This is a genomic window from Streptomyces sp. NPDC104202 (assembly GCF_055584185.1).
Window position 1 is genome coordinate 23,776 of the sequence record NZ_JBVJMN010000012.1, and the last position, 11,944, is coordinate 35,719.

General features: G+C 71.5%; 9 protein-coding genes. 1 reads left to right on the forward strand and 8 read right to left on the reverse strand.

Annotated features, from left to right (window positions below; genetic code table 11):
- Positions 1-72: 72 nt before the first annotated feature.
- The 3 genes from ACZ60W_RS11070 to ACZ60W_RS11080 form a co-directional block, all read right to left on the reverse strand.
- Positions 73-939, reverse strand: a complete 867-nt coding sequence (locus ACZ60W_RS11070; RefSeq protein ID WP_469755051.1) for a response regulator — start codon at positions 937-939, stop codon at positions 73-75.
- Positions 936-2,162 (reverse strand): sensor histidine kinase, encoded by a 1,227-nt coding sequence (locus ACZ60W_RS11075; RefSeq protein WP_469755052.1) that lies wholly within the window; start codon positions 2,160-2,162, stop codon positions 936-938. Before ACZ60W_RS11075 ends, ACZ60W_RS11070 begins: the two co-directional genes overlap by 4 nt.
- A gap of 96 nt (positions 2,163-2,258) precedes the next feature.
- A complete protein-coding gene (locus ACZ60W_RS11080; RefSeq protein WP_469755053.1) occupies positions 2,259-4,376 on the reverse strand; it encodes a DNA gyrase/topoisomerase IV subunit B in 2,118 nt (705 codons plus the stop codon).
- A 434-nt stretch (positions 4,377-4,810) separates the two neighbouring features.
- Between ACZ60W_RS11080 and ACZ60W_RS11085 the strand changes: the two genes are divergently transcribed.
- Positions 4,811-5,044 (forward strand): DUF7455 domain-containing protein, encoded by a 234-nt coding sequence (locus ACZ60W_RS11085; RefSeq protein WP_030687247.1) that lies wholly within the window; start codon positions 4,811-4,813, stop codon positions 5,042-5,044.
- 173 nt (positions 5,045-5,217) lie between these two features.
- Here ACZ60W_RS11085 and ACZ60W_RS11090 read toward each other — a convergent pair whose 3' ends face one another.
- The 5 genes from ACZ60W_RS11090 to ACZ60W_RS11110 all read right to left on the reverse strand — a co-directional run bounded on the left by ACZ60W_RS11090 (position 5,218) and on the right by ACZ60W_RS11110 (position 11,885).
- Complete coding sequence (locus ACZ60W_RS11090) at positions 5,218-6,036, reverse strand: serine protease (RefSeq protein ID WP_469755054.1); 819 nt, start codon at positions 6,034-6,036, stop codon at positions 5,218-5,220.
- A 142-nt stretch (positions 6,037-6,178) separates the two neighbouring features.
- Complete coding sequence (locus tag ACZ60W_RS11095; RefSeq protein ID WP_469755055.1) at positions 6,179-7,723, reverse strand: RNA polymerase sigma factor; 1,545 nt, start codon at positions 7,721-7,723, stop codon at positions 6,179-6,181.
- A gap of 376 nt (positions 7,724-8,099) precedes the next feature.
- Complete coding sequence (locus ACZ60W_RS11100; protein ID WP_469755056.1) at positions 8,100-8,984, reverse strand: FadR/GntR family transcriptional regulator; 885 nt, start codon at positions 8,982-8,984, stop codon at positions 8,100-8,102.
- A 160-nt stretch (positions 8,985-9,144) separates the two neighbouring features.
- Positions 9,145-10,992: an ATP-binding cassette domain-containing protein gene (locus ACZ60W_RS11105; RefSeq protein ID WP_469755057.1), complete on the reverse strand. Its 1,848-nt coding sequence runs from the start codon at positions 10,990-10,992 to the stop codon at positions 9,145-9,147.
- A gap of 122 nt (positions 10,993-11,114) precedes the next feature.
- Positions 11,115-11,885: an NUDIX hydrolase gene (locus ACZ60W_RS11110; RefSeq protein WP_469755058.1), complete on the reverse strand. Its 771-nt coding sequence runs from the start codon at positions 11,883-11,885 to the stop codon at positions 11,115-11,117.
- Positions 11,886-11,944 lie beyond the last annotated feature (59 nt).

Here is an 11,944-nt window from a genome sequence, read left to right on the forward strand (position 1 = left end):
TTTTCGGCCGCGTGCCCAAGGATGGACAGAGCGGGAACATCCCGGACTCTTCTCCCCCCTCACTTCACCCCATCAGGTGACTCTGCCTCCTGGCGCCCTGACCAGACCGTGCTGATATGCGTATCGCACGGCCTGGGCCCGGTCGCGTACGCCGGTCTTGGCGAAGAGATTGTTGATGTGCGTCTTCACCGTCGCCGTGGAGATCCGCAGCCGCCCGGCGATCTCCTGGTTGGACAGTCCGCCGGCGACGAGGACGAGCACCTCGGTCTCCCGATCCGTCAGCCCGGCGGCCTCCGGAGCCGTGGAGGCCGCCCCGTCGCCCCACCCCGCGGAACCTCCCGAGGCCCCCGGACTCCCGGAGCCGCCGGAGCCGCCCGAGACACCCCGGCCGCCGGGCGGAAACCGGTCGCGCGACTCGTCACCGGGCCCACCACCGTCGGCCGTCGCACCGCCGCGTCCGTCCGCTCCTGCCTCCTGCCGCTCCATCAGCTGCTCCAGCAGGCGCCGCTGCACGGAGGGCGACAGTCCGGCCCGTCCGTCGACGACGTCCCGCACGGCCCGTGCGATGTCCTCCCCGCCGGCGTCCTTGGTCAGGTATCCGCGCGCTCCGGCCCGCAGCGCCGGGAAGAGCGAGTCGTCGTCGGCGTAGGTCGTGAGCACGACGACCTCGGTCCTGGGAAACCGCTCGCGGATGCGTCGGGTGGCCTCGACACCGTCGCAGCGGGGCATCCGCAGGTCCATCAGCACCACGTCGGGCTCATGGATCCCGGTCAGCGTGATCGCCTCCTCGCCGTCCCGGGCCGATCCGACCACCTCGATCCCGGGCAGCAGCCCCAGCAGCATCACGATCCCCTCGCGCACGATGGCCTGGTCGTCGGCGACGACCACCCTGAGCACCCGTCGTTCCCCGGCTCCGGCCGAGCCCTCCGGGCCGCTCACGCCGGCACCCGCAGGCGCACGGTGAACCCCGGACCCTCCGGCCCCGCGTCCAGGCTCCCCCCGAGCAGTTCGGCCCGCTCCCGCATCCCGAGCAGCCCGTACCCGGAGCCGGAGGTGCCGAGTTCCCCACCGGACCGCGCGCCCGGCCCGGTGGCGCCCTCCGCTCCGGGCGGCCCGGAATCGCATATCTCCAGGGAGACCTCGTCCGTCCCGTAGGCGAACCGGATGCGCGTCCGGGCTCCGGGGGCGTGCTTGCGCACGTTGGTCAGGGCTTCCTGGGCGACCCGCCGCACCGCCTGGGACGCCTCGGCGGGCAGGTCCCGGCGCCGGCCGGTCACGGCGACCTCGGCCCGGTCCTCCCTCGCCAGTTCCCTCAGGTAGTCCTCGACGGGCGCCATGTCCCCGCGGAGCGCGGAGAGGGCGTGCCGGGTCTCGGCGAGCCCTTCCCTGGCCATGGAGCGGGCCGAGGTGACGAGCTTGAGGATCTCCGCCCGGTCGGCGCCCGCCTCGATCTTGAGCCGGGCGACCTCCAGGTGCACCATCTGGGCGGAGAGGCTGTGGGCGAGGACGTCGTGTATCTCGCGGGCGATCCTGGCGCGCTCGGCCAGCGCCGCCGAGGCGGCCTCGGCCTCTCTGGCCAGGCGCTCCTGGGCGAGGAGCTGGAACCCCGCACCACGGGCCTCGGCGTCCAGCCGGAGCGAGTACCCCGCGAGCAGGACGGCCGCGGTGGTGATGGCCGCCCCGAGGACGCCCGTCTCGTCGGCCTCGACGAAACCGGGCACCAGCACGGCCACCGTGGCGAGTCCCAGGGGGAGCGGCAGCCGCTGCATCGCCATGACGCAGACGACGATCCACATCACGGTCGCCGCTGCCGCCGCCCCGACGGCGTACCCCCCGAGGCCGCACAGCGCCATCGCCCCGAGGAGCCCCAGCGAGGCGGCCGTCCGGTGGTCGAGGGTCGTGTGGTGGAACGCCAGGGCGGCAGCCACGCAGAGCCCGAATCCGAGCGGGGGCACCACCGCGTACCCGCCGTCGAAGGCCCCCGACGTGTAGCACCCGGTCAGCACCCAGACGCTCAGGCCCGCGATCATGGTGTAGTCGAGGACCATGCGCCCCCGGGGCACCCCGACCCGCGTGAGCGCCTCACGCGAGGGCCAGGTGCGCCAGGCACCGACGCCTCCCGCACCGCTCTCCGTACGCCCCGGGTCGCGCTTTCCGTCCATGACCGTCCCCTCCGTCGTCTCGATGCTAGGGAGAGCCGACGGCCGTGTGATCGGTCCGTGGGTGGAGTCGTCGGACTCCACCCACGGGTGGAGCGATCAGGCGTCGATGCGCGAGCGGTCGAGCGTGGCCGCCGAGCCGGTGATGAACTCCTTGCGGGGCGCCACGTCGTTGCCCATGAGGAGGTCGAAGACCCCCTCCGCCGCGTCCAGGTCGCCGATGTTGATCCGGCGCAGGGTGCGGTGGCGCGGGTCCATCGTGGTCTCCGCGAGCTGGTCGGCGTCCATCTCGCCCAGACCCTTGTAGCGCTGGATGGAGTCCTTGTAGCGGACCCCCTTGCGCTGGAACTCCAGCAGCGTCTGGCGCAGCTCGTTGTCCGAGTACGTGTAGACGTACTTGTCCTGGCCCCGCTTGGGCTGGACGAGCTCGATCCGGTGCAGCGGCGGCACCGCGGCGAAGACCCGTCCGGCCTCCACCATGGGCCGCATGTAGCGCTGGAAGAGCGTGAGCAGCAGGCAGCGGATGTGGGCGCCGTCGACGTCGGCGTCGACGAGGAGGACGATCTTCCCGTACCGGGCGGCGTCGATGTCGAAGGTGCGGCCCGAGCCCGCCCCTATGACCTGGATGATCGCCCCGCACTCGGCGTTCTTCAGCATGTCCGAGACGGACGACTTCTGGACGTTGAGGATCTTGCCGCGGATCGGCAGAAGCGCCTGGAACTCGCTGTTCCGGGCGAGCTTGGCCGTGCCGAGGGCGGAGTCGCCCTCGACGATGAAGAGCTCGCTGCGCTCCACGTCGTCGCTGCGGCAGTCGGCCAGCTTCGCGGGCAGCGAGGAGGACTCCAGCGCGGTCTTCCTGCGCTGGGCCTCCTTGTGCTGGCGGGCCGCGATGCGGGTGCGGGCCGCAGCGACCGCCTTCTCCAGGACGGCGCGGGCCTGGGCCTTGTCGTCGCGCCGGGTGGAGGTGAGGAAGGTCTTGAGCTCCTTGGCGACCACGTTCGCCACGATGCGGCGGGCGGCGGACGTGCCGAGGACCTCCTTCGTCTGCCCCTCGAACTGCGGCTCGGCGAGGCGGACCGTGACGACGGCCGTGAGCCCCTCCAGGGCGTCGTCCTTGACGATGTCGTCCTCGGCGACGCGCAGCATCTTGGTCGAGCGCAGCACCTCGTTCACCGTCTTGGTGACGGCCGTCTCGAAGCCCGAGACGTGGGTGCCGCCCTTGGGGGTGGCGATGATGTTGACGAAGGACTTGACCGCGGTCTCGTAGCCCGTGCCCCAGCGCAGGGCGACGTCGACGGCGAGCTCGCGGGTGACCTCGGTCGGGGTCATGTGGCCCCGCTCGTCGAGGACCGGGACGGTCTCCTTGAAGGTGCCCTGGCCGGTGAGCCGCTGGATGTCGCAGACGGCCTTGTCCTGGGCGAGGTACTCGCAGAACTCGCTGATGCCGCCGTCGAAGCGGAAGGTCTCCTCGCTCTTGCCGACGCCCGCGAGGTCCCGCTCGTCGCGGACGACGATGGTCAGGCCGGGCACGAGGAAGGCGGTCTGGCGGGCACGCTGGTGCAGCGTCTCCAGGGAGAGCCTGGCGTCCTTGAGGAAGATCTGGCGGTCCGCCCAGTAGCGGACGCGGGTGCCCGTGCGGGCCTTGGGGACGCGCTTGCCCTTCTGCAGGCCGTTGCCCGGGTCGAAGGGGCTGTCGGGGCCCTGCTCGGTGAAGATGCCCGGCACGCCGCGGCGGAAGCTGATCGAGTGCGTGGCGCTGTTGCGGTCGACCTCGACGTCGAGGCGGGCCGACAGGGCGTTGACCACGGAGGCGCCGACGCCGTGCAGACCGCCGGAGGCGGCGTAGGACCCGCCTCCGAACTTTCCGCCGGCGTGCAGCTTGGTCATGACGACCTCGACGCCGGACAGGCCGGTCTTCGGCTCGACGTCGACGGGGATGCCGCGGCCGTTGTCACGGACCTCGACGGAGCCGTCGTCGTGGAGGATGACCTCGATGTGGTCGCAGTAGCCCCCGAGGGCCTCGTCGACCGAGTTGTCGATGATCTCCCAGATGCAGTGCATCAGGCCGCGGCTGTCGGTGGACCCGATGTACATACCGGGGCGCTTGCGAACCGCTTCGAGCCCTTCCAGTACGAGCAGGTGCCGCGCGGTGTAGTTGGAAGCGTCACGGTCTGCGGTCAGCAGCGCACTGGACGGCACGGACGATTCGGCGGTCACGCGGTTCGCTCCTCGCTGAATTTGAAATGTGGCCCCGTGGGGTAAGGCCCGGCGTCGGTCACCGGTTCAGAGGGTACCGATGCCTGGTAGAGCCGTTGTCACGCCACCCACCCGGATTCCTCATGCTAGTCCAGAGTCGCATGGATGTTCGATCCCTCGATGGGGTGACGCGAACATCACGTTCCCTTCCAGGCATGAACCATTTAGGCTCCGGGCACGTCCTCATGAACAACCGGCAACCACGCCGGGAGGACTGACCCACACAAGCAACGCGAAATCCGTAGAGCAACGCAATACGGCTCATTCGCCGCCAACCGGCAGCAGACAGCCACCTTGGGAAGAAGTTTCAAGGAAAAGCCACGAGCGGGAACGTTTCCGGCCTGGTTGGATGTTGACCCTGGTACGACAGCTCGTCGAGCTAGAGAAGAGGCGACGTGACTACTGTTCTGACCCCCGCGAGCCCCCTGACGGCCGCTGACCGTTGCGACCGCTGCGGCGCCCAGGCCTACCTGCGCGTCGTTCTGACCAGCGGAGGTGACTTGCTCTTCTGCGCCCACCACGGACGCAAGTTCGAGCCGGAACTCAAGAAGATCGCCGTTGAGATACAGGATGAGACGGACCGGCTCACGGACGTGCCGGCTCGCACGATGGGCGAAGACCACGCCTGACGCCATCCACGACGAGCTCAGGGCCGGTCGCTGACCCCGACCGGACGACGGGCGGCCACACCCGCACAAGGGGGGTGGCCGCCCGTTCTCGCACCCGCGCCCGCCAGCCCGGCACCCCCGGGCGGGGCGCGGGGCCGGAGGAAGCTCCCTGGGCCCGCCGCTCGGGCCTCCGGTCAGAAGTTCTCCGGCAGGACCGCTCCGACCCGGGTGTATACGCCGGGGTTCTCCGCCTGGCCGCAGCCGCTGCCCCAGGACACCAGTCCGACGAGCAGCCCCTTGGCCACGAGGGGGCCTCCACTGTCGCCCTGGCACGCGTCGCGGCCGCCCCGAGGGTCACCGGCGCACAGCATGGAGTCACCGCGGTAGCGGACGCCGAAGCCCGCCGGGTAGGCCCGCTCGCAGGACGTGTCGGGGAGCACCTGGACGCGCGCCGTCCGCAGCGTCGTGGCGTAGCTCCCGTTGCCCGTCGTGTCTCCCCAGCCGTAGACGTCCGCCTCGGTCCCCGGCGCGTACGCGGGATCCCCGGTCCGCGCGACGCCGATCACGTACGACTGCGGCAGCGGACTCGCCAGGGTCAGCACCGCGAGGTCCCCCGAGTTCGCGGTCGGGTCGTAGTCGGGGTTGACCCACGTGTCCGAGATCCGGACCTCCTGCCCGCCCTGGCCCCGCAACACGGCGCGGCCGGCGATCACGGAGAAGTCGCGCACCTCCCACGGCTCGCCGCCGAGCACCTCGCGGCCCAGGCAGTGGGCCGCCGTGAGCACCTTGGTCGGGGCGACGACCACGCCCCCGCAGAACTGGCCCGCTCGCGTACCCCCGAACCGGTCACGGCTCGACAGCGCCACCACCCAGGGCGCCTCCGTGATCTGAGCCGGACTGCCGCCCACCACGACGCTGTCGGCCGCCACGGGGGCGGCGGTGACGGCCTGCCCCGCGGCCACGGTGGCCAGGCCCAGGACGCCCGTCAACGCTCGGGCGAAGGAACCACGCATGGAGTCTCCTGACTCTCCGGTGATATCGGTTCACCCAGCGTCCAGCACAGCTCTCCGCCCTGCACGCGCACGAACCCGGAAGGGCCCGGCTCCCCTCGGGGAAACCGGGCCCTTCCGTGTACTGCTCTGTGCCTCGTGAGGATCAGTCGAGGTAGTCGCGCAGCACCTGCGAGCGCGACGGGTGGCGGAGCTTCGACATCGTCTTCGACTCGATCTGACGGATCCGCTCGCGCGTCACGCCGTAGACCTTGCCGATCTCGTCCAGCGTCTTCGGCTGGCCGTCGGTGAGGCCGAAGCGCATCGAGACGACACCCGCCTCGCGCTCGGAGAGCGTGTCGAGGACGGAGTGCAGCTGCTCCTGGAGGAGCGTGAAGCTCACCGCGTCGGCCGGGACGACCGCCTCGGAGTCCTCGATCAGGTCGCCGAACTCGCTGTCGCCGTCCTCACCCAGCGGGGTGTGGAGGGAGATCGGCTCACGGCCGTACTTCTGGACCTCGATGACCTTCTCGGGGGTCATGTCGAGTTCCTTGGCCAGCTCCTCCGGAGTGGGCTCGCGGCCCAGGTCCTGGAGCATCTGGCGCTGGACGCGGGCCAGCTTGTTGATGACCTCGACCATGTGCACGGGGATGCGGATGGTGCGGGCCTGGTCGGCCATGGCGCGGGTGATCGCCTGACGGATCCACCAGGTGGCGTACGTGGAGAACTTGTAGCCCTTGGTGTAGTCGAACTTCTCGACCGCGCGGATCAGACCCAGGTTGCCTTCCTGGATCAGGTCCAGGAAGAGCATGCCGCGGCCGGTGTAGCGCTTGGCCAGCGAGACCACCAGACGGAGGTTGGCCTCCAGGAGGTGGTTCTTGGCGCGGCGGCCGTCCTCGGCGATGATCTCCAGCTCGCGCTTGAGCTTGGGGGCGAGCTTGTCCGAGTTGGCGAGCTTGTCCTCGGCGAACAGGCCGGCCTCGATGCGCTTGGCGAGCTCGACCTCCTGCTCCGCGTTGAGCAGCGGGACCTTGCCGATCTGCTTGAGGTAGTCCTTGACCGGGTCGGCGGTGGCGCCGGCGACGGCCACCTGCTGTGCCGGAGCGTCGTCCTCGTCCTCGTCGGACAGGACGAAGCCCTTGCTCTCGCCCTCGGTCTCCTCTTCCTCGCCCTTGCCGGGGGCGACGTCCTCGAGGAGCTCCTCGCCCTCGGCGAGCTCGTCGGAGTCCTTCTTGGACGCGGTCTTCTTGGCCGCCGTCTTCTTGGCGACGGTCTTCTTGGCCACCGTCTTCTTGGCGGCGGTCTTCTTCGCCGCCGCCTTCGGGGCGGATCCGGCCTCGTCGGCCGGGTCGGTGCCCTCGGCCGAGGCGGCCGAGGCGGCCGAGACGGTGGTCTTCGTCACGGTCGTCCTGGCGGTGACGGTCTTGGTGGCGGTGCGCTTGGCCGGGCTCTTCGCAGCGACGCTCTTGCGGGCGCGCTTCGGCGACTCCGCTGCACTGACCATCAGCGTCACACCCTCTTCCTCGAGGATCTGATTGAGGCTGCGCAGAACATTCTTCCACTGGGTTGGCGGAATCTGGTCAGCCTCGAAGGCCCGACGCACGTCATCGCCGGCGATCTGCCCATCAGCCTTTCCCCGCTCGATGAGCGCCATCACAGACTCGGACTCGGCGATCTCCGGCGGGAGCGTACGGGATGTGCTGGCCGACACGAACAACCTCTCGGAACGATGGAAACGGCTTCCGGCCCCGCTCTGGATCGAGCTGGAGCCGACGACCGTCGACGGGGAATGTGCCGACGGCGCGGGTTGGGCCGGGGAACTGGACAGCGCCTCCGTCGGCTGCTGTATTCCTTCCTCGACCGTCACCTCTTAGGTCATCGCACGGCTCGGAGGAGTGTTACGCCCAATCTTCGTGGCCCGAGTCACACCTCATTTGCGGCGAAACACGCAGAGTGGTCGATCAGTGCACATTCGTACCGCCGGAACCCTGGCGCCGCCCGGGGAACCCGTGCGGGCTCCCGGGTGGCGCTCGGACCCGGCGGCACGCGTCGCGTGCGCCTCCGCGCTCCCGGCCACGGCCCGCGGATCAGTGTTCGCGGGGGGCGGGAACGCCGCTCACCTCGTGGTGGACGGTCAGCAGCTGCCGCATGGCCGTCTCCGCGCCGTGGGCGTCCCCCGTGGCCAGTGCGTCCACGATACGGGCGTGGTGCGCGAGGCAGGCCTCGCTCGGCCGGTCACAGCCCGTGACGGGACCGCCGGAGACCTGGAGCGCGGCGGAAACGATGCCAGCGAGGTGCTCCAGCATGCGGTTCCCGGCGAGCTGGATCAGCAGGGAGTGGAACTCGGTGTCGGCGCGGGAGAAGGTGATGCCGTCCCCCTGCGCGAACGCGTGGCCCATGATCTCGACCATGTCGGCGAGACGCTGCTGGACGTCCTCGCGGCCGTGCCCGGCGGCGAGGCGGGCGGCCAGGGGCTCGATCGTCCAGCGCAGCTCGTTCAGCTCGCGGCGCTGGTCGTCGCGCTGCGGGCCGAAGGCGCGCCACTCGATGATGTCGGGGTCGAGGAGGTTCCAGTCGCTGACGGGCCGCACCCGGGTGCCGACGTTCGGGCGGGCGCTGACGAGTCCCTTGGCCTCCAGCACGCGCAGCGACTCCCGGACGACGGTCCGCGAGACCTCGAACCGCTGACCGATCTCCTCGGGGACGAGCGGACGGTCGGCGCCGAGATCGCCGGAGACGATCATCTGACCGAGCTGCTGGACGAGCTGGCCGTGCAGCCCGCGCCCCCGGTTTCCGGCAGTCCTGCGACCCACCCGGCCCAGATCGGTGTCCACCCCCTCCCAGGAGGGCGGACCCACGCGGCCGGCGGCGGGCGCCTCCGCGTACGGGTAGCGGTCGAGATCGCCCGGGGCGCCGAGAGCGGAGTCGACGGGGCGGGCGGCGGTCATCATGGTGTGCGCAAGGGTACTCACGCATCCTTTGTCGGCGTTGCCCTCGTGACCCTTGAGGTCTTTGGTGAAAAGCACACGAAAGGGTGATCGGCACCCCCTACACAATTGACGATTATTCGGACATATTGCGCATATTTCAAGGAAGTTGACGGCGAAACGGAATCTTTTGATCCGCAAGCGGTCACCAACGAGCCCGTCGGCGAAGGCCCGTGAACACATAGGCGCAGAGCAACCCCGTCAACGTGAGCGTGAGCGCCACCCCAGCGGGCTGCCCGAGGACCCGCAGGCTCCCCGCCAGCAGGTGCTCCACCTCGGGGGACCAGTGGGGTCCGGCGAACTCTCTCAGCCGCGCGGGGAGTCCGGCGGCGGAGCGCACGTTCGGCCCCGTGAGTACCGTCTGCAGCAGCGGGACGAAGGCCACCGGTACGGCGAGCACCGCGGCGACCCCGGCCGCCGCCGCCCGGAACACCCCGGCGCCGAGCAGGCCGGCCCATGCGCATCCGACCAGCAGACCCAGCCAACTCGCCGACAATGTGGGCCAGTTCCTCGGTACGGGAATCAACTCGCCGCCGTAGAAGAGCCTCAGAACCGCCAGGTCGGCCAGCGCGACGAGCGCGCCGAGAGCGAGGGCCACGGTCGCCGCCACGGCGAGCTTCGCCAGCAGCAGGCCCGGCCTGCGGGGCACGGCGCCGCGCCCGGAGGTGAGGGCGGGGTAGCGGTACTCCTCCCCGAAGGAGAAGGCCCCGAGCAGCCCCGCGCCGAGCGCCGCGGGCGGCAACGGCGAGATCGCCGGCCAGGCCGCCACGACGGCGGGCAGCGCCGCGTGCCCGCCGCGGCCCAGGAGCAGGGCGAGGGTGACCGACACGAGCAGGACCGCCGCCAGCACGAGCGGTGTGCTCGGCACGCCCAGGAGCCGGCGGATCTCGTACCGGAGCGGGCGCAGCGGCGAACGGACCGGGCGGCGGGCCGTCCGGCGCCGCCGTCGGGCCACACCTGGGCCCTCGTGGCGTTCGGCCGCGTGCGCCGCCGCTCCGGTGGCGGGTCGGCCGCTGGTCTGCGCCCGTTGGTCGGCCTCGGCGGGATCAGGGAGGCCGCCGGGCCCGGGCGACGGGGGCGCGGATGCGGTGCCGGTGCGTCCGGAGGCGCGCGGCGCCGGGCCGGCGGCGCCGGTCTCCGCCGAGAGCCGGTGGATCGGTACGCCGTGCCGGAACGCCGTGTCGCCGACGGCGGCGCAGTCACTGCCGTAGACGGACAGGAGGTTGCCGTCCTCGGCGACCACCTCGACCGGGCGCCGGGCGGCCCTGGCCTCCTGGGCCACGACCGCGGCCAGCCGGGCGGCCTGGGGGGTGCGGACGGCGACCCGGGGGCGCAGCCGGGTGCGGGCGAACTCGGCGGCCTCCTGGTCGGCGACGAGGCGGCCGGCGGCCAGGGTGACGACACGGTCGGCGTTCCGTGCGGCGTCCTTGGGGTCGTCCGTGGTGTAGAGCACGGTTCCGCCGTCGGACGCGTGCGCGCGCAGGAACTCGTGCAGCCATGCATCCTCGGATGGGGAGAGCCGGGCGCCCGGCTGGTCGAGCAGCAGGGCGTGCGGCGCACCCAACAGGGCGGAGGCCAGACCGAGTCGGCGGTCCGCGCCGACCGGGAGCGTGCCGATGCGCCGGCGTTCGAGCCCGGTGAGACCCATGGTCCGCACCAGTTCCTCGGCTCGCGCGGCGGGCACTCCGGTGGCGGCGCAGAGCATCCGGAGCTGGCCGCGGAGCGTCCGGGAGGGATGTCCGGGGATGTCGCCGAGGAGCACGCCGACCTCGCGGGGCGGGTGGGCGATGCGGTGCAGGGGGCGGCCGCGGAAGTAGGTGACGCCCCGGCCCGGCTCGAGTTCGAGCATGAGCCGCAGGGCGGTGGTCTTGCCGGAGCCCGGGGGGCCGAGGAGGGCGGTCACGGAGCCTGGCCGGGCGTCGAAGGTGAGATCGTCCACGGCGGGCGGGCGATCACGGCGGGGCGTGCTGGTCAGTCCGATTGCCTGGAGCATCGCATCTCTCGCGGTAGGTGACACCGCTCCGCGGCAGGGCGGCGCTACCACAGCAAGATAACGCTACATTTCGGACTTTCCACGCAGGGTTGGGGTTCCGGGATGCCGGATGTCCGCGGCCGTCAGACCTCGGGGCGCAGCATCGGCGGGTTGAGGAGGGTCGCCCCTCCTGCCCTGAAGAGCTGGGCGGGGCGCCCGCCCTGACGGGTCGTGGTGCCGCCGGCCGGAACGAGGAACCCGGGCGTGCCGGTCACCTTCCGGTGGAAGTTGCGCGGGTCGAGGGCCACGCCCCAGACCGCCTCGTACACCCGGCGCAGCTCTCCGACGGTGAACTCCGGCGGGCAGAAGGCCGTGGCCAGCGAGGAGTACTCGATCTTCGAGCGGGCGCGTTCCACGCCGTCGGAGAGGATCCGGGCGTGATCGAAGGCGAGGGTTCCCGAGCCCTCGACGCCGCCGCCGGCCGCCGCGTCCTCGCCGAGCAGTTCCTCGACGGGGGCCCAGCGGGCGCTGTTGGCGTCGCCGCCGGCGCGCGGGGCGGGAAGGTCGGGGGCCAGGGCGAGGTGCGCGACGCTGACCACGCGCATGCGCGGGTCGCGGTCGGGCGCGCCGTAGGTCGCCAACTGCTCCAGGTGCGCCCCGTTGGTAGGCACCGGCTCCGGGGCAGCCGGGTCGTGGGCGCAGAGCCCCGTCTCCTCGACGAGCTCGCGCGCGGCCGCGGCACCGAGGTCCTCCTCCTCCCGGACGAAACCGCCGGGGAGCGCCCAACGGCCCTGGTACGGCGTCTCGCCCCGCCGTACGACCAGCGTGCAGAGCGCGTGACGCCGCACGGTGAGCACGACCAGATCGACAGTGACGGCGAAAGGCGGGAAGGCCGACGGGTCGTAGGGAGTCATGCCGCGATCATAGTCGTCTTCCTGACGATAAACACGCCCCGCGGAAGCATCGGGGACGA

Excerpts from the sequence above, each read along its gene's own strand:
- ACZ60W_RS11090 (WP_469755054.1), bottom strand. The coding sequence starts at position 6,036 with ATGCGTGGTTCCTTCGCCCGAGCGTTGACGGGCGTCCTGGGCCTGGCC.
- ACZ60W_RS11110 (WP_469755058.1), bottom strand. The coding sequence starts at position 11,885 with ATGACTCCCTACGACCCGTCGGCCTTCCCGCCTTTCGCCGTCACTGTC.
- ACZ60W_RS11075 (WP_469755052.1), bottom strand. The coding sequence starts at position 2,162 with ATGGACGGAAAGCGCGACCCGGGGCGTACGGAGAGCGGTGCGGGAGGC.
- ACZ60W_RS11105 (WP_469755057.1), bottom strand. The coding sequence starts at position 10,992 with ATGCTCCAGGCAATCGGACTGACCAGCACGCCCCGCCGTGATCGCCCG.